The sequence below is a fragment of the Saprospiraceae bacterium genome, from assembly GCA_016710235.1.
Classification (GTDB): domain Bacteria; phylum Bacteroidota; class Bacteroidia; order Chitinophagales; family Saprospiraceae; genus Vicinibacter.
This window is the reverse complement of the sequence record JADJLG010000001.1, coordinates 2,597,968-2,615,944: the sequence shown is the minus strand read 5'-3', so window position 1 is coordinate 2,615,944 and position 17,977 is coordinate 2,597,968. Positions and strand designations below refer to the sequence as shown.

Annotated in this window: 14 protein-coding genes; 10 read left to right on the top strand and 4 right to left on the bottom strand. The window is 39.0% G+C overall.

Features of this window, described 5'->3' with window-relative positions; translation table 11 throughout:
* The first annotated feature begins 169 nt into the window (after positions 1-169).
* The 3 genes from IPI99_10405 to IPI99_10395 all read left to right on the top strand — a co-directional run bounded on the left by IPI99_10405 (position 170) and on the right by IPI99_10395 (position 4,149).
* On the top strand, positions 170-1,312 hold the full coding sequence (locus tag IPI99_10405) for an acyl-CoA dehydrogenase family protein (protein MBK7340927.1): 1,143 nt from the start codon (positions 170-172) through the stop codon (positions 1,310-1,312).
* Positions 1,313-1,344: 32 nt separating this feature from the next.
* Positions 1,345-1,794 (top strand): hypothetical protein, encoded by a 450-nt coding sequence (locus tag IPI99_10400; protein MBK7340926.1) that lies wholly within the window; start codon positions 1,345-1,347, stop codon positions 1,792-1,794.
* Between the two features lie 120 nt (positions 1,795-1,914).
* Positions 1,915-4,149 (top strand): TonB-dependent receptor, encoded by a 2,235-nt coding sequence (locus tag IPI99_10395; GenBank protein ID MBK7340925.1) that lies wholly within the window; start codon positions 1,915-1,917, stop codon positions 4,147-4,149.
* A gap of 406 nt (positions 4,150-4,555) precedes the next feature.
* Here IPI99_10395 and IPI99_10390 read toward each other — a convergent pair whose 3' ends face one another.
* Positions 4,556-5,536 (bottom strand): pyruvate dehydrogenase complex E1 component subunit beta, encoded by a 981-nt coding sequence (locus tag IPI99_10390; GenBank protein ID MBK7340924.1) that lies wholly within the window; start codon positions 5,534-5,536, stop codon positions 4,556-4,558.
* A 228-nt stretch (positions 5,537-5,764) separates the two neighbouring features.
* Between IPI99_10390 and IPI99_10385 the strand changes: the two genes are divergently transcribed.
* From IPI99_10385 to IPI99_10355, 7 genes are read left to right on the top strand one after another with little or no spacing between them, the layout of a single operon-like run.
* Complete coding sequence (locus tag IPI99_10385) at positions 5,765-7,594, top strand: UbiD family decarboxylase (protein MBK7340923.1); 1,830 nt, start codon at positions 5,765-5,767, stop codon at positions 7,592-7,594.
* Positions 7,591-8,931 (top strand): hypothetical protein, encoded by a 1,341-nt coding sequence (locus tag IPI99_10380; GenBank protein MBK7340922.1) that lies wholly within the window; start codon positions 7,591-7,593, stop codon positions 8,929-8,931. Before IPI99_10385 ends, IPI99_10380 begins: the two co-directional genes overlap by 4 nt.
* Entirely contained in the window at positions 8,886-10,490 is a 1,605-nt protein-coding gene (locus IPI99_10375; protein MBK7340921.1) for a M28 family peptidase, read from the top strand. Before IPI99_10380 ends, IPI99_10375 begins: the two co-directional genes overlap by 46 nt.
* Positions 10,483-10,983, top strand: coding sequence for a 2-amino-4-hydroxy-6-hydroxymethyldihydropteridine diphosphokinase (gene folK / locus IPI99_10370; GenBank protein ID MBK7340920.1), 501 nt, complete (start codon positions 10,483-10,485; stop codon positions 10,981-10,983). The genes IPI99_10375 and folK overlap by 8 nt, the downstream gene beginning before the upstream one ends.
* Positions 10,973-11,623 (top strand): deoxynucleoside kinase, encoded by a 651-nt coding sequence (locus IPI99_10365; GenBank protein ID MBK7340919.1) that lies wholly within the window; start codon positions 10,973-10,975, stop codon positions 11,621-11,623. Before folK ends, IPI99_10365 begins: the two co-directional genes overlap by 11 nt.
* An 11-nt stretch (positions 11,624-11,634) precedes the next feature.
* On the top strand, positions 11,635-13,425 hold the full coding sequence (gene sppA / locus IPI99_10360) for a signal peptide peptidase SppA (protein ID MBK7340918.1): 1,791 nt from the start codon (positions 11,635-11,637) through the stop codon (positions 13,423-13,425).
* Between the two features lie 5 nt (positions 13,426-13,430).
* Positions 13,431-14,699, top strand: a complete 1,269-nt coding sequence (locus IPI99_10355) for a replication-associated recombination protein A (protein MBK7340917.1) — start codon at positions 13,431-13,433, stop codon at positions 14,697-14,699.
* 32 nt (positions 14,700-14,731) lie between these two features.
* Here IPI99_10355 and IPI99_10350 read toward each other — a convergent pair whose 3' ends face one another.
* The 3 genes from IPI99_10350 to IPI99_10340 are packed head-to-tail and all read right to left on the bottom strand — an operon-like array spanning position 14,732 to position 17,976.
* Positions 14,732-16,144, bottom strand: coding sequence for a sugar transferase (locus IPI99_10350; protein MBK7340916.1), 1,413 nt, complete (start codon positions 16,142-16,144; stop codon positions 14,732-14,734).
* Between the two features lie 6 nt (positions 16,145-16,150).
* Positions 16,151-17,017, bottom strand: coding sequence for a hypothetical protein (locus tag IPI99_10345; GenBank protein MBK7340915.1), 867 nt, complete (start codon positions 17,015-17,017; stop codon positions 16,151-16,153).
* Positions 17,014-17,976 carry a Gfo/Idh/MocA family oxidoreductase gene (locus IPI99_10340; GenBank protein MBK7340914.1) on the bottom strand — a complete coding sequence of 321 codons (963 nt, stop codon included), beginning with the start codon at positions 17,974-17,976 and terminating at the stop codon, positions 17,014-17,016. Before IPI99_10340 ends, IPI99_10345 begins: the two co-directional genes overlap by 4 nt.
* Position 17,977 lies beyond the last annotated feature (1 nt).

Genomic DNA, 17,977 nt, shown 5'->3' with positions numbered 1-17,977 from the left:
TCTTTGGCCTAACAGACATAAAACTTACTTCACGGATACTTCATGAAAAAAAATGATAAATTTGGGAAAATCCATTAACAAATGGGTAAAGGCAATGGATTGCTCTGGTCGCAACATTCTCTTAGCCGAAAGAATTCCTTAACTTTGCACTTCAGATAAGTACTCTTTCATGGTAAATCATAAAACAGATCAGCTGCTACTCATACAACAAACTGCCAGAGATTTCGCAAAAACCCATATCCTACCTCATGTTATGAAATGGGATGAATCGCAGCATTTTCCTGTAGATATGATGCACGAGATGGGAAAACAGGGCTTTCTGGGTGTATTGGTGCCTGAAAAATACAATGGTGCCGGGCTGACTTATCAGGAATACATCACAGTCATTGAAGAAATAGCGAAAGTATGTGGCTCTATTGGTCTCAGCGTAGCTGCGCATAACAGCCTCTGCACAGGCCATATTTTAGCTTTTGGCAATGAGGAACAAAAGCAAAAATACCTAAGTAAACTCGCTACAGGAGAATGGATTGGCGCCTGGGGTCTCACAGAGGCAAACACCGGGTCAGATGCCATGAGAATGCAGTGCACTGCCACCCGGGAAGGTGAGTATTGGATTATTGAAGGCAGCAAAAACTGGATCACTCATGGCATCAGTGGAGACGTAGTTGTTGTCATTGCAAGGACAGGGGAACTGCTCGATAGCCGTGGGTTGACAGCTTTCATAGTTGAACGTGGCACTCCAGGATTTTCAGGTGGCAAGAAGGAAAATAAACTCGGAATGAGAGCTTCAGAAACCGCTGAATTGATTTTTAATCAATGCAAAGTTCACCAATCTCAGGTTATAGGAGAAGTTGGAGAAGGATTCATTCAGGCAATGAAAATTCTGGATGGAGGTCGAATCAGCATTGCAGCACTCTCGGTTGGGATAGCAAAAGGTGCTTACGAAGCAGCAGTAGAGTACTCTAAACAGAGGCAACAATTTGGAAAACCGATTTCCCATTTTCAAGGAATAGCATTTAAACTCGCAGATATAGCAGCGAAGATTGAAGCTTCAGAGCTTTTAACAAGACAGGCAGGAGAAATGAAAGATCGCGGTCAGAAAATGACAAAACAGGCTGCTATGGCTAAGTATTATGCGTCAGAGACTGCAGTGGCAGTGTCCATAGAAGCAGTGCAAATTTTTGGCGGTTATGGTTATACGAAAGACTTTCCTGTTGAGAAATACTATAGAGATTCAAAGTTATGCACCATAGGTGAAGGCACTTCGGAAATACAAAAACTTGTCATTGCCCGTGAAATTGTAAAGGGGTAAACTTTTGGTGTACAAAGGTGTTTACAAAACAAGTGTCTAGAAAAATATTCTTTGGCTGGCTCATTGTTCATGTACTTGTCGCACAGATAGGTCTGAACGTTTTTTCTTTCAGTTGCCACTGTGTTAAAGAAATCTACGTAAGCTTCATACCCTCTCAGGAAGCTTGCCCCGTAAATGACGCATGCAACACCAGCTGTTGCAAAATTAAGGTTACGGGCCACACAGACCACCATCATGAAACCAGCTCTCAGAAGCATCAATGTGGCAAAAAGGATGTTCAATACCTGAATGCTTCTCTCAATTTTGTACCGGAAAACAGCCATCACTTAGTAGAGATTTTTTTAGCTGAGCCACCATTGGTACAGTTTAATTTTCATTATGATAATTTATATACTTATTCATTAAAATCACCTCTTCCGGAAATCATTCCACCTCAGCATGGCAAAGAAAGACGCATTCTGCTATGCTCTTTTATTTGTTAGTTCCATAAGATAATCCATATTCTGTATTCATCTCAAAGAATTCAGATTGAATTGAGTAGTTGCATTATTGCTACTTGAATTGATTTACATTCAATTTTGAATCACTAACAATTATAATTCATGAAAAAATATATTCTCTATATCCTCTTCGTGAGCCTACCAATATTTTCGGAAGCTCAAATGATAAGTGGTATCATCTATGACCAAAACAATCAGACCTTGCCCGGCGTAACGATCCGCTTTTTAGAAACCCCTGATGGAACAGTTTCAGACAAAAACGGCGCATTCGTATTAATGAAAAAAACCGATGCAAAACATCTTATCCTATCATTTATTGGGTTTAAGGCTGACACTATATTGCTCGATGAAGCACAAAACTTCCTAAAGTTTAAGCTCCGAGAAGGAGTTGACCTTCAAGAAATCACTGTAAAAAGCGCCAGACAAAGCGCGAGTTTTTCATTGCTAAATCCAATCAATCTGGAAACACTGGGGTCACAGGATTTTAGAAAGGCGGCTTGTTGCAGTTTGTCAGAAAGTTTCCAAGGTACCAATACAGTCGATTTGACATATACGAATGCAGCAACCGGAAATCGAGAAATTCAATTTTTGGGATTACGCGGACTTTACACTCAAAACCTGATCGAGAACAGGCCTGTTTTTGGTGGAATTCTCTCCTCTCAAAGTTACGATTACATACCCGGAACGTGGTTGGATCAGATCAACATCCTCAAAGGCGCAGGAACTTCAATATATGGGATTGAATCCATCACTGGGGCTATCAACACCAGTCTCAAAAAACCAGAAACGGATCATCGCTTTTTTGCAAATGTCTATGCGGATGGGCATGAGAGAGCAGAAGTCAATTTACACCTCAATCACAGCTGGAATATAAAACAGCATAGCGGTATTTATGCACATTATTCTCAGCACCAGGGTGGACGAGATCATAACAAAGATGGTTTCTATGATGATCCTCTTCAGAATAAATGGAATGTAATCCAAAGGAATACTTTGCTTGGAACTAAATTCGAAGGGCACCTACAATTTCAAGCTTTTGGAGATAAAAAGGAAGGTGGTGCGATTTCCTCTGAAAAAAATTACCGGACAGAAATCAATACACATTTTGCAGGAGTTTCAGGCAATTTGGGTTATGTTGGCTTTGAGAAAAAAACAAGAACCTTAGGAAGCATCTGGGATCTATCTTACTCTAAAATAGACGGAGAATATGGCAGCATCCAAAGAAAATTTGATGCAAATGAACTGAGATTTTTGTCAAATATCCTTTATAATGAAAGTTATGACGACAATCATTTTATCAACATCGGTGGATCAGTACAAGCAAATTTTGCAGAAGAAAATCTGAATCTGGACTCGATCAATACTAAATTAGATTACAAAGAAATTACGCCTGCGATCAACTTGGAATACAACTTCCAAAGCGGAAGCACTTCTGATCAGGAATTGAAAAAATTCATCGCTACCATAACTCAGCGTGTGGATTGGATTAAAACAGAACAATGGTTTTTAGCTCCGAGATTGAATGTTCGTTATAATTTAGTACCGGAATTGACCTTGAGATTTTCAGTCGGTAGAGGCTATAGACTTCCTCGCATTTTGGCTGACAATCTCCAATACCTTGTTACCAATTACAGCTGGAATATTCAGTACGATGCGAAGTATGAATCTGCTTGGAACTATGGTTTAAATTTTGTCTACAAACCGAGTTTAAAAACAAAAGCATTTACTTTAAATATAGATGCATATTACACCGATTTCGAAAATCAATTGGTTGCTGACGTGGAATACAACCAAAATGAGGGAGAAGTGTATTTGTACAATTTGAAAAACAAATCTTCAGCATTACATCTTGCTACTACCCTTTCTACCACTTTAGTAAAGGGACTTGAAGTAAAGACAGGAGGAAAATATGTGGAGTCAATTGCTGCATATTGGCATGGTACCAAACAAGTACCATTGACATCCCGATGGAGAGCCTTCAGCACGATAGATTATTCAGCACCAAATCAAAAATGGTCAGTGAGTGTGACGGGTACTTATACCGGCAGCATGCGACTTGCAGAAAAGAACTTTTTGCCGATACACTCAAGTCACAATCATACCGGAACAAGCCCCGGATATTTCCTCGTAAATTCTCAACTGAATTACTCCTGGAAAAACTGGGAATTTTATGGCGGTGTCGAAAATATTACTGGTTATACTCAGCATGATGCTATCATTTCTGCTTCAGATCCATCTGCTTCATATTTCAATGCCATTGAACAATTTGCACCAACTTCAGGAATAAAACCATACTTGGGATTTCGATACAAACTCAATCATTTCAAAAAGAAATAATTTTCAGGCTGCTTTCGATAGCAACACCAGGTAACTATCAATTCAAATATTTATAGATTTACCTGGTGTTTCATTTTATTTGTATACCAATTCTTTCTAAGTTAATCTGTTTAGACCAATTGAAATCATTTCAGTTATAAAATTAAATTTTCATAACATCCCAATTTTGCGGAGATATCAGGCACAATAAATATCCAAGGGTTTAATCCCTGACATCTCCAAAAGCAGACATGACATGAATCAGATGAACTCCACTAGGTAGGGAGGAGTTATCGAGTACTATGTATAATCCCGGGCTTTAGTCCTGAGTTTCACTTCCCTCTTTTTCTTATAAAGACCTTACTTAAAAAACAAAATGGGTTTCCAAAATGTCCATTACACCGAAATGATTGCCTTCAGATATAAATTATCTGTACATCACTTGCTTCACAGCTGCAATTACTTTGGAGGGATTGGGCAGATATTCTTCCACCATGGTTGGTGCGTATCCAAGAGAAACATCCGCTGAATTCACTCTGACAATAGGAGCATCTAAATAATCAAAAGCCTGAGACTGGATTTTATAAGCAATTTCTGATGAAACTCCTGCAAAAGGCCAAGACTCATCCACTACTACTAATCTATTTGTCTTCTTCACGGACCTGATGATTGTTTCATAGTCCATCGGTCTTATAGTCCGCAAGTCTATCAGTTCCACAGAAATACCATCTTTTTCCAATATTTCTGAAGCAGCTTTACATACTTCCATCATTTTATTGAAAGAAACCAAGGTGACATCTGTCCCTTGTTTTCGGATTGCAGCTTTACCAATCGGCACAGTATAATCTCCATCGGGAACTTCACCGGTCAATCCATACATGATCTCTGACTCCATGATACATACCGGATTGGGATCTCTAATCGCTGATTTGAGCAATCCTTTTGTGTCAGCAGGATCGATACAGGAGATGACTTTCAATCCGGGACAGTTTGCCAACCAGGATTCAAAGGTTTGGCTATGCTGTTGCGCCAGTTGGCCTGCCGCACCAGAAGGCCCTCGAAAGACAATCGGACAACCAACTTCGCCCGCTGACTGAGAAAGTGTTTTTGCTGCATTGTTGACGATTTGGTCAAAGGCCAAAACGGCGAAATTCCAAGTCATGAACTCGATGATGGGTTTGAGACCGTTCATTGCGGCTCCTACCCCTATGCCGGTAAATCCGAGCTCTGTGATGGGCGTATCGATCACTCGACGCGGGCCAAACTCCTCCAGCATGCCTTTGCTCACTTTATAGGCTCCATTGTATTCTGCGACTTCTTCTCCCATGAGAAATACGGTATCATCCCTTCTCATCTCTTCGCTCATACCCTCTCTGATGGCATCCCTTAAACTTATGACTCTGCCCATAAATATTAATTTACTAATTAGTGCGCAAACTTACGATGAATCATGCATTTTTTATGGAGAAAGGAATCCATCCGGGCAAAAACTAAATCACAATTGATCTCTTTCCTCTGGTCGTTTTAGTCTCAGGGAGACTCAAATCTAAGTGCTTTTGAGTTGCAATTTAAGGATGACTTTTGCTTATGGATTTTTTTGCTGAACTTGTGCAAAATTCACAAAGAAGATAGATTAATGGCTTACAAAAATCTGGAAGCTTGCATACGAGACCTAGAGGCAATTCAACAACTGATCAGAGTTGAAGTTCCTGTAAATGCAAATCTGGAACTCGCCGAAATTCATAGAAGAGTCAATCAAGCTAAGGGACCAGCCTTATTTTTTACCAATATTACGCAATGTAAATTTCCTGTAGCGACAAATATTTATGGCACGAATTCCAGAGTTGAATATTTGTTTCGTGACATCATAGCTACTTTTGAAAAATTAAGCCGGTTACGAGCTGACCCCTCTGCTTTGATGAGTACTCCTGCAATGGCTTTGTCAGTGATACCAAGATTATATCGCACGTGGCCATCTTACGATAGATGGAATCAGGATATTCTGAGACATCAATGTAAAGTATCAGAGCTACCGCAAATAAAATCATGGCCTGATGACGGTGGCGCATTTATTACCCTCCCACAGGTAATCAGCTTTCCTCCAAATTCCCAAAAATTGAGTGAAGCAAATATTGGCATGTACCGCATCCAAATGAGTGGCAATGATTATCTTTCTGATCAAGAACTGGGATTACATTATCAAATCCATAGAGGAATAGGCATCCATCATCAGGCTTACAATGCAACAGATCAGGAATTCAAGATCAGTATTGCTGTAGGAGGGCCACCTTCGCATGCTTTGGCTTCAATATTCCCGCTACCCGAAGGTATGAGTGAGGTACTATTTACAGGACTTTTGGGGAATAGATCATACCATTATTGCCGAAACGATGGATACTTCATCCCTACGGATGTTGACTTCTGCATAACCGGAATTGTTCGTAAAAACCAATTGAAAAAAGAAGGCCCTTTTGGTGATCATCTGGGATATTATAGTTTGAAGCACGATTTTCCGGTTTTGGAAATAAAACGAGTGTTTCACAAGAAAAAAGCCATCTGGCATGCAACCGTAGTCGGGAGGCCACCTCAGGAAGACAGCGCTTTCGGTCATATCATCCATTTGTTGACTCGTCAACTTGCTGCACAAGAATTTCCGGGGGTAAAGTCCATTCATGCTGTAGATGAAGCCGGAGTACATCCTCTTTTACTTGCTATAGGCAGTGAACGTTACATGCCTTTTAGAGAAAGAAAACCTGAAGAAATATTGACTCAGGCTTTTCATATCTTGGGAAAGGGACAGACTTCACTCAGCAAATACTTATTGATTGCTGCTGATGGTTTCGACGAATTGCCTCAAATCAACAATACAAGTGATTTTTTCAGCTATATTCTAGAAAGGATTGACTGGAAGAATGATTTGCATTTTATCACCAAAACAACGATAGACACACTGGATTATTCAGGTGAAGGGCTGAACGCAGGATCTAAGCTGATATGGGCGTGTAATCGTAATCCATTGCGCAATTTACAATCCGAATATCAACTTCCTCCAATCTCTGAAATTTCAAAAGTCAAGTTAGTACAGAAAGGAATTCTCGCTTTGCAGATTGATCCTTTCAAAGCTGATCACGAGGAGGAATTCAAAATCGCTAAGTTGTGTGAACGATTGGAAAAATGTGATCTCTCTGGATTTCCTCTATTAATCCTTACAGATGATGCGGCTTTTTGTGCGCAAAATTTTTCAAATTTTTTGTGGACCACATTTACCAGAAGTAACCCTTCGACCGATATTTATGGTATTAAACCTTTTATCCATCAAAAGCATTGGGGTTGCGAAGGAAGTCTTATAATTGACGCCAGAAAAAAGCCTCATCATGCGCCTGAACTCATCACTGATCCTGCAGTTGATAAAAAAGTTGATGATCTGATGTTTCATCACCCGGAACTCAAAAAATATTTGCCATGAAAATCCCTGAGCTTTTTGAAACCAACATGAGGGAAATTCTAGCAGAAGAATATCCGGACTTCAGAGATTCGCTTGAAATGCAGCCTGTCACAGCCATCCGTTTGAATCCACTAAAATCTGCCCATCTTCAATTTGCTGTATCTGATTCTGTGCCTTGGTGCAATGCCGCAAGATATGTAGATACCAGGCCGACCTTTACAACCGACCCATATTTTCATGCCGGTCATTATTATGTACAGGATGCTTCTTCTATGATCATCCTGCATGTTTTGCAATCGCTCAATGTAGCTTCTGATTCGCAGGTGCTCGACCTATGTGCAGCTCCTGGCGGTAAATCCACATTATTGTCCCACCACATTGCAGACACAGGCATCATCCATAGTCACGAATATTCTCCACTGAGGGCAGAGACTTTAAAACAAAATATCATAAAATGGGGACATCCCCAATATTTAGTGACCAGCGGCAATGTCAGACAACTTTGCAAAACCGACTCGAAATACGATCTCATTTTGATAGATGCCCCTTGCAGTGGAGAAGGTATGCTAAGAAAAGAAAGAGATGCACTACTTCAATGGAACTCAGATAAAATATACCATTGCAAAAAGATTCAATCCGAATTAATAAAACTTGCTGCTGAGATGTTGAAAGCAGGTGGAATAATAATCTATACTACGTGCACCTTTAACAGAGAAGAAAATGAAAATGTATGCCGCGAATTTACTACTCAATTCCCTTTTGAAAACGTCAGGTGTAACTTTCCACCAGAATGGAACATACATGAGTCAGACAAATTCTTTACTTATCGATTGATGCCTCATCGGGTAAAAGGAGAAGGCCTCACCATCAGCGTTTTAAAATCCATGGATCCTCATCAGAGCGATCTCCAGCAGAAAGAATTCAAAAGAGACGTCCATGCTAAACTGAAAGGGCTTCCCAGGGCTTTGGAATCTTTTTCAGCTCAAGTACAGGTGACAAATGATAACTATTCTTACATCATGCCCCATTTGTTCCAAAAATGGAAAGTTCTTACAGAAAAAGGGATGCGACCAAGTTATGCGGGTATTCAACTGGGACATTATAAAGGTCAAGATTGGTTTATGGATCATGCATTATCACAAAGCGTTTTGCTCCCGGATTCAACTCCTGCAGTTTCCCTGAACGATTCTCAATCCTTGGATTATCTACGTGCGTTGGAACCAAATTACTTATCTTTGGAATCTACCGAAACATGGCATGTTGCTAAGTATGAACATGCAAATTTAGGATGGCTAAAAAATAACCACAAAAAATGGAAAAATTACTTACCAAAAAATTTACGAATTATTTCTTATTGATCCAAAACGGAAAGAAGATTTCAGGAATAATAGCTTTCCTGTTTATAATTCAAATCTTATCGGCGCAAAATCAAATTCCACATCTTAGTATCATTAGTCAGTCAGGAAATTATGATACCCAGATTGAGTTGAAGTACAAAGCTGTAGATCCGGACAACATTAACCTGGAAATCAGTTGTCACCTATTTGATCAGCTGGCTGATGGCTCTATTATACCACACGTGGGGGCTACGATTTCCGGTGATACCGGACATATTTTGTCAGGGGAAGATGTAAGAACAATACAAATTCATTTTGGCAGCACCAATGCTGAAACAAAAGCTACGAAAATTATTTTAAAACTTTCAGATGGTGAGAGTTTAAACCCTAAAGATATTCTCGCACAAGCTGACAGTCAACTTCTCAAAAATCATGTATATGCTTTGGAAGGAATGAGAGTGAGATCAAATTCCATTTTTTTTAAAAAATCTCAAGATTACATATATAGTTATTTATCTGCATTTCATCCGACCCGTGTACTGGAACAAAATCTCAATATCATCCCTATAGAAAATATAGAATGCAGGAAATCCGGATTTTCGAATCCACAGGAAATTATATGTCTGGATGCGCATTATGATTGTGTATCCATATCTCCCGGAGCTGATGACAACGCGAGTGGAGTTGCTGCCGTGTTGGAAGCAGCAAGAATTTTGAACCCATATGCCTGCAATAGGTCATTGAATTATTTATTGTTTGATTCGGAAGAATTAGGATTATTTGGATCAAAACAATATTTAAAATTACTTCCGAAAAACAATACCAAAATCAATGCTGATCTCAATTTCGAGATGATAGGTTTTTATACAGAACAGACCAATACACAAAAATTACCTACAGGCTTTCAGCAATTGTTTCCTGAAGCTTACAATAAGGTTGTCCAAAATGAATACAGAGGTGATTTTATCACCAATGTTGGCAATGATAATTCCAAATGGTTATCTTCCAAAATAGATAGTTTGAAGGGAATTTGTGTTCCTGAATTAAATATCATTACGATCAACGCACCAGGTACAGGTTCGATCGTGCCCGATTTGCGAAGAAGCGATCATGCCAGTTTTTGGGATAGCGGCATCCCAGCAGTAATGCTCACAGATGGTGCCAATTTTAGAAATGAAAATTACCATACTGCCCGGGATTCTGCTAAATTTTTGAACTACGGTTTTATGCAACATGTCTTGGAACTCAGTCTCGCCACATTGATTGATCTTGCAGGATTTGAACATGCAAGTTCCCAAGAAATAGACATTGTGAAAACTGTTGGCACAGAAGAATTGAAGTCTTCTTTTAGTGCGTATTATTCTGATGGCTTAGTATATGTACAAAGCCAAAATTCCAACCTCGCATTGGAAGCTGATCTATATGATGCTCAGGGACAAAAGATCCGGAATTTTAAGGTGCATCCTGAATTCAATCAGGAAGCGAAAATTGAGGTAGGTTATCTTTCGACAGGAATATACTTTTTATCGATATATAACAAAAACAAAAGCAGGCTTTTGAAGTTTGTAGTACATGACTGAGCGAAATCATATTGCATACTTGCTACTCGGTTCAAACCTCGGAAACAGAAAGCAACAGCTGGAAGAGGCAAAGATCAATCTGGAAAGAGAAGGAGCCGCGATTAACACATATTCAGCATACTACGAAACCGAACCCTGGCAGGTAGAAGGTCAGGCCAATTATTTAAATCAAGCTCTTTGTATCAATACCTCTGCTGATCCTCTGGAACTGCTTGCACTTACTCAAAGTATTGAGATTAAACAGGGCCGCACAAATAAGAAATCCAATCAGGCAAGAACCTTGGATATAGACATCCTCCTTTATGATAATGAAATCATGGAATCAGAGCAATTGACCATACCCCATCCCAGAATGCACTTGCGAAATTTTACTTTGATACCACTTATGGAAATAGCAGGTGAAGTCATTCATCCAAAGCTCCATAAATCGATAGAAGAATTATACGAAATGTGTTCAGATCCCTCAGAAGTTTATCTGCTTGATGAAGAATAAAATCGGATACAAATACATTTGCGTCGAGGGGAATATCGGAGCAGGAAAAACTACGCTCTGTGAAAAGTTATCTCAGGAATACAACTGCAAGCTTATATTGGAAGAATTTGCAGAAAATCCTTTTTTAAAATACTTTTATGCAGACCCTGAGAGATATTCCTTGACAGTAGAATTATTCTTCCTTGCGGAAAGACAAAAACAGTTGCAAAAAGAAATCATTCACAAGGATATGTTTACCGACTTTGTCCTTGCGGATTATACATTGATCAAGTCGTTGTTATTTGCTAAAAACAATCTCAATCCCGAAGAATTCAAGTTATATCAAAATATTTTTCAAGCATTATCTCAAGGTATTCCAAGACCTGACTTGTTGATTTATTTGCATCGCCCAATAGAAAATGTACTTTCTAATATTCAAAAGAGAGGAAGACCCTACGAACTCAATATTGAATTTGAATACTTAGAAAATATTCAGAATATGTATTTTGAATTTTTCAGAACGCAGACATTGATTCCAGTACTCATAGTGGATGCAGAAAACATGGATTTCTTACAAAATCCAACACATTATAACGAAATTAAACATTTGTTCACCAGAGAATTTACTCCTGGAGTACATCATATTCGCATATTATTTTAAATCAGAAAAACATGAGACAATTTTTTAAATTTGTATTTGCTTCTTGTTTGGGCAGTTTGCTTGCGCTTGCATTATTAGTATTTATAATCATTGGTTTTGGTGCCGGAATGGCAACAAAAAACCTCAGTGGAAGAAGCAGCAAGACAGTGGAAGAAAATACAGTCTTAAAACTTACTATACCCGCTGAGCTTCCTGAACAAACAAACAATACTCCTGTAAGACAAATCAGTTTTGACAATGATGTCACAATCGGAATACATGATTTTGCGAAAACAATAAAAGCTGCCGCTTCTGATCCAAAAATAAAAGGAATCTATCTCACAGATCCCGCAGGTAGTCATGGATATGCGAGTCTGCATGTCATTAGAGATGCTATGTTGGAATTCAAGAAAAGAGGGAAATTCATTTACTGCTTTTCTAAATTCATGGACCAAAATTCGTATTATCTTGCTTCCATTGCAGACAAAATATACATGCATCCTTTGGGTTTTACTGACTTGAAGGGATTTCAGGTAGCCATTCCTTTTTATAAAGAGTTAATGGAAAAGATAGGATTGAAATTCAACATTTATTATGCCGGTCAATTTAAGTCAGCCACAGAACCATTTCGTCTTGAAAAAATGAGTGAACAAAACAGAGTTCAGCTAAGCGAATTTCTGCACGACAGATTTGACACCTATCTTGAAGAAGTCAGCAAGGCAAGGAACATGCCTCAGGAAGAGCTCAAAAAAATACTGGACCAATATCTGGCATCGTCACCTGAGAAAGCCAAAGACCTAAAACTCATAGATAGTCTGGCATATGAGACTGATATCATCACAGCTATGAAATCATCCATAGGCATTCAGGAAGATCAAAAAATCCAATTGGTTTCAGTAAATTCCTATTTTGATAATGTAAAAGACAAGGATACTGATTTTGGAGCTACAAATCGCATCGCTGTTCTATATGCAGAAGGCGATATCACTGATGCCAATGGTGAAGAAGGAGAAATTGGAAGAAATTATTTAAAAACAATTCGAGAAATTAGAAAAAATAATTCTATCAAAGCATTGGTGCTCAGAGTAAACTCAAGAGGAGGATCCGCCATTCAATCTGACGAAATGCTGAAAGAACTGGATCTTTTAAAAAATGCAGGAAAACCGGTTGTGGTCAGTATGGGAGATTATGCTGCCTCTGGAGGTTATTATATTTCTTGCCATGCAGATTCTATTTTTGCGGACAAACACACTCTGACAGGTTCCATTGGTGTTTTTGCGATGATTCCGGATGTGAGCACTATGTTGGACAAGAAGATTGGAGTTGACTTTGATACCATTAGTACAGGTCCTATGGCGGCCAAATTCAATCCGACATTTCCTTGGGGCAAAGCAGAAGGTGATATTATTCAAAACAACATAGATCATACGTATGACACTTTTTTAGGCGTGGTTGCCGGCGGTAGAAACAAATCGAAAGATGAAATCCACGCGATTGCTCAAGGTAGAATTTGGAGCGCAAGACAAGCTGAAATGAATGGCTTAATTTCTAAAACCGGGAGTTTGGAGGATGCCATAGTATGTGCTGCAAGAATGGCTTCCTTGGATCGTTACCGCACTTCTGAGTATCCAACCCGAAAAGATGCGATCACTCGTATCATCGATAAAATCCAGGGCAACGACAATGAAACCAAGTCCAAATTGTCTGAGACCGTGTTGAAAGCTAGTTTAGGCGAATATTACATATACTATTCTGAGTTGATGAACTTGAAAAAAAATAGCGGCATCCAAATGAAGATGATTTATCCTGTAGAGATCAGATAACAACAATGCAACCACTCGCGGAGAGAATGCGTCCAAAATCTTTGGACGAGATCATTGGCCAAAAACAGCTTGTAGGTCCGGATGCTGCTTTGAAAAATACCTTGTTGCAAGGGCATGTACCATCGATGATACTCTGGGGTCCTCCAGGAGTTGGCAAGACCACTCTAGCCCGTATAATCGCCTCAGAAATGAAGAGACCATTTCATATATTGAGTGCAGTCCAAGCAGGCGTAAAAGAAGTGAGAGAAGCCATTCAAAAAGCGGAAAGTTCAAAATTTTTTCAACAAAATTCATCAATTCTCTTCATAGACGAAATACATCGATTCAATAAATCTCAACAAGACGCTTTATTAGGGGCAGTAGAAAATGGAACTATAGCACTCATCGGCGCCACGACTGAAAATCCATCCTTTGAGGTGAATTCAGCACTTCTTAGCAGATGCCAAGTTTATATCCTGGAACCGATAGCTGATGATGATATGCTCTTACTGTGTGAGAGAATCGTTCAGAAAGATTATCTTTTTGAAGCTAAGAAAATACACTTTGATGAACTAAACGCCGTATTACATTTTTCAAGCGGTGATGCCAGAAAATTATGCAATATCTTGGAAATGATAGGTCATCTACCAGATCCTGAAATTCATATCACTGATGATCTCATCGCTCAGCTGGTGCAAAAAAACATTGCAAAATATGATAAAAATGGTGATCAACATTATGACATTGCTTCGGCAATGATAAAGTCTATACGTGGCTCTGATCCGCAAGCCGCGGTGTACTGGATGGCAAGAATGATCGATAGTGGTGAAGATGTGAGATTCATTTCTCGCAGGTTACTCATTTCAGCTGCAGAGGATATCGGACTTGCAAATCCAAATGCGCTACTGCTTGCTGAAGCCGGTGCTCGTGCTGCTGAAATGGTGGGCTTCCCTGAATCACGCATAATACTTTCTGAAGTTTGTATATATCTCGCATGTTCTTCCAAATCAAATTCTGCCTATATGGCAATTCAAGGAGCAATGCAAAGCTCTGCTCAATCCGGCCATCAGGCAGTACCACTCCATCTTCGAAATGCCCCTACTACATTAATGAAAAAATTAAATTATGGAAAAGAGTACAGGTATAGTCATGATTATGAAAATCATTTTGTGGAACAAGAGTATATGCCTGAATCGCTAAGCCATCAAAGTTTCTATATTCCCGCAAATAATCCCGCTGAAGAAAAAATAAGAGCTCAGCTTCTAGAAAAATGGAAAAACAAATATAAATTGTAGTATATTAGTCAACGTAAGATAAAAATCTTTGCTTATTTACCTTTTCCTTGAAATAATACCCAAACTGTATAAAACAGTATTTTAAAATCAAGGCCCAGTGACCTGTTCTCAACATACAATAAATCATACTTGAGTCTTTGTAACATTTCATCCAAGTCCGAAGCATATCCAAATTTCACCTGTCCCCATGAAGTAATTCCCGGTCTGACTTTGAGCAAATGTTTGTAGTGTGGAGCTTTCTCCATGATCTGTTCGATAAAATATTTTCGTTCAGGTCGCGGACCTACCAAAGACATTTCACCGATAAGGACATTGTAGAATTGCGGCAATTCGTCCAATCTCCATTTACGCATGACAGCACCCCATGGAGTAATTCGTGGATCCTGATCATGAGACAACTGAGGACCGTTATTCTCCGAATCGACGTACATGCTTCTAAATTTTAAAATATAAAATGGTTTAGCATTTAGCCCGATTCTTTGTTGTTTATAAATGATTGGTCCGGGACTCGATAATTTAGTGCGCAAGATGATGTAAGCTACAATCGGTGACAACAAGACCAAAGCTATAAAACTTACAACAATATCAATCAGTCGTTTGAAGAAAATCTGCCATTTAGGCATCATCTCTTGACGAATCTCAATCAGCACAGCTCCATAAACATGATTCATTTTTACGGAACCCAATAAGATATCATACATATCAGGTATAATACGAACGATCAACTTGTCTCCATATTCAAAAAGTGTGTCCAGAATCGTCTTCAATTTTGTATGCTCGGTGGATTCTATGGCAATAATGACCTCCTCAATATTCGATTGCTCAATCACCTTATTGAGATCCGGCAAGCCACCCAATTGTGGCAAATGTTGGATAAGATCATTTGACCTTCCTCCATTCGAATGGATATATCCTAAAAATTTGTTTCCCAGACTGAAGTGAGTCGATGTAATTTCTTTGAAAATGTCAACAGCTTTTTGATCACTACCAATTATTAATGTATTAAATCCTACAATCCCTCGTTTGAGTCTATTGCTTGTAAATGTGAGATAAATCAAACGGAACAATACTGTCATTCCAAATTGCAGTAAAAAATATCTCCATAATCCTTCGAAAAAATGATCTTCCAGGTGTAGATTTTTGTCGGCCATCAGGATAATGAAGACCAGCAAACATCCCAGAGAAGAAATAATTAATGTACCGGTAAAAACAGACCATCTGGACAAGCGGTATACATTGCGATACTGATCAGCCAAAAGATTGACCAAAAACCAAAAAGGCGGGATCAGCAACATTCCTTTGATCCATAAATGGGATGCACTGTTTTCTTGTCCAGGATTAAAAAATCCCGATCGTTGAAAATACACACAGATGAGATACCAAGCAAATGCGGTCAGAGCCACATCCACTATTTTGTATATGATATTTTCAATCTGAGTATTCATTCCATTTTACCTGTATATGATTTTCAGATTGTCTATCTGTACGACTTGATCTATTTCAGGTTTCTCTTTGTCGTATTGTAGCTGAATTACCGGTTGGTAAGAAGTTGCTCCTGAAGAATTGGTCAACTCTGTGAAATCAAAATAAACCTTTGTCCATTCTGTCTTAGGATTTAATCTTGCTACCACCAGATCAACAGGTGTAGAGCCAGGGATTATACCATAGAGTCCTACATAAAAATTCACCGTTGATTTGAAATGCAGCTCGATGTAAACGCGATTTGGTGTCACCGGAATATTGATCGATTTTTCATATCCTCCTATATAATTCTGATGAATACTATCTACCCTAATGATTCCGGAATTGGCTCCTTCATAACTGTCAGCAGATGCGCTCAAAACCATTTTTGTTTCCAGATCACCGTCGATGTCTTTTGTAAAAAAATGAGTAAAATCAAAATCTTCATTTAAAGGAAAAAACACGTCTGATTCATACTCATAGATTGGGTTAATCAGTGTGGAAAGGCCCGGAGCAAGCAATTGGCTTGTCTCATAAGCTTTAATAAAGGGATAAATGCGCGCTTCAGTCTGAGAGCCGTTAACTCTGATGCCGGGTGTAATCCGAATCGTTGAGTTTCCGGTAGATAAAACAGGGATATTGAATGGTATTTGGTAAGCTCCTGCATAATCTCCATTTACATACATCCAGGCATCTTGAAAATTGTGGTGAATACTCCCCTGATTTCCATTAGAAGAAAGTGAATAATTTTTAATATTAATATACGAGGGAACAGCTTCTTCAGTGTTAAAGCTACTGCAGCCAAAAAGAAGCATTACAGCAATAATGCTGCAAGCCAAGATGTAGTTTTGGTTCATTGTTCGGCTTCGATTTGTTTAACTATTGAATCGACTAAGGTCAATGCCCTTAATCCATCTTCTAGCTTCACTTCGGTTTCAGTGTTATTAACGATACTTTTACAAAAAGATTGTATCTCTTCGCGAATTGCATTGACGTCAGGAATGACAGGATTTTGAATCGATATATACTTCTTTCCACGATAGCTGTCAACCTCAAAGGAGTTCTCTACAGCCTCATCTCCCATAGTAATAATTTGGGTTTCTTTGGTCATCAGATCCATGCTGATATAAGCATCATCTTGGAATACCCTTATTTTTCTCATTGGTTTTACTGAAATTCTACTTGCAGTGACATTGCAGACCAAACCATTTGCAAATTCAATTCTAGCATTGCAAATATCAGCTACCCTGCTGACGATAGAAACCCCATTTGCAGCGATGGACTTGACATCACAACCTGCGATCCAAGAAATCAAATCCAGGTCATGTATCATCAGGTCGTGAACCACAGAGACATCAGTACCACGCGGATTAAATGAAGATAATCTATGTGCTTCAATGAATCTGACATTTTTGAGAAAGGGCTTTACGGCGAGAAAAGCCGGATTGTATCTCTCCACGTGTCCGATCTGAGCTTTGACTCCCATCTTTCTTTGCAGATTGAGCAGGGCTTCCGCTTCTGCAGGCAGCGAAGTGACAGGTTTTTCTATAAACACATGCTTCCCCATTTTCATCGCTTGTTCTGCTATTTGAAAATGAGTCATAGTTGGAGTCACTATATCAATGGCATCGCATTCACTGAGCAATTCATCCAAACTTTCAAAATAGCGCAGCTGATGTTGTTCACACAATTCTCTGGCGGGTCCGCTTTGGAGATCATGGCATCCAACAAAATCTATATCACTCACTTGTTTAATGCAGTTCAAATGGATCTTTCCCAAATAACCTAATCCAACCAATCCTAATCTCACTTTCATA

Bases quoted from the DNA above. Each gene is read 5' to 3' on its own strand.
- IPI99_10375 (MBK7340921.1), top strand. From the start codon at position 8,886: ATGGAAAAATTACTTACCAAAAAATTTACGAATTATTTCTTATTGATC.
- IPI99_10340 (MBK7340914.1), bottom strand. From the start codon at position 17,976: ATGAAAGTGAGATTAGGATTGGTTGGATTAGGTTATTTGGGAAAGATC.
- IPI99_10345 (MBK7340915.1), bottom strand. From the start codon at position 17,017: ATGAACCAAAACTACATCTTGGCTTGCAGCATTATTGCTGTAATGCTT.
- IPI99_10385 (MBK7340923.1), top strand. From the start codon at position 5,765: ATGGCTTACAAAAATCTGGAAGCTTGCATACGAGACCTAGAGGCAATT.
- folK (MBK7340920.1), top strand. From the start codon at position 10,483: ATGACTGAGCGAAATCATATTGCATACTTGCTACTCGGTTCAAACCTC.
- IPI99_10395 (MBK7340925.1), top strand. From the start codon at position 1,915: ATGAAAAAATATATTCTCTATATCCTCTTCGTGAGCCTACCAATATTT.
- IPI99_10405 (MBK7340927.1), top strand. From the start codon at position 170: ATGGTAAATCATAAAACAGATCAGCTGCTACTCATACAACAAACTGCC.
- IPI99_10380 (MBK7340922.1), top strand. From the start codon at position 7,591: ATGAAAATCCCTGAGCTTTTTGAAACCAACATGAGGGAAATTCTAGCA.
- IPI99_10350 (MBK7340916.1), bottom strand. From the start codon at position 16,144: ATGAATACTCAGATTGAAAATATCATATACAAAATAGTGGATGTGGCT.
- IPI99_10390 (MBK7340924.1), bottom strand. From the start codon at position 5,536: ATGGGCAGAGTCATAAGTTTAAGGGATGCCATCAGAGAGGGTATGAGC.
- IPI99_10365 (MBK7340919.1), top strand. From the start codon at position 10,973: ATGAAGAATAAAATCGGATACAAATACATTTGCGTCGAGGGGAATATC.
- sppA (MBK7340918.1), top strand. From the start codon at position 11,635: ATGAGACAATTTTTTAAATTTGTATTTGCTTCTTGTTTGGGCAGTTTG.
- IPI99_10355 (MBK7340917.1), top strand. From the start codon at position 13,431: ATGCAACCACTCGCGGAGAGAATGCGTCCAAAATCTTTGGACGAGATC.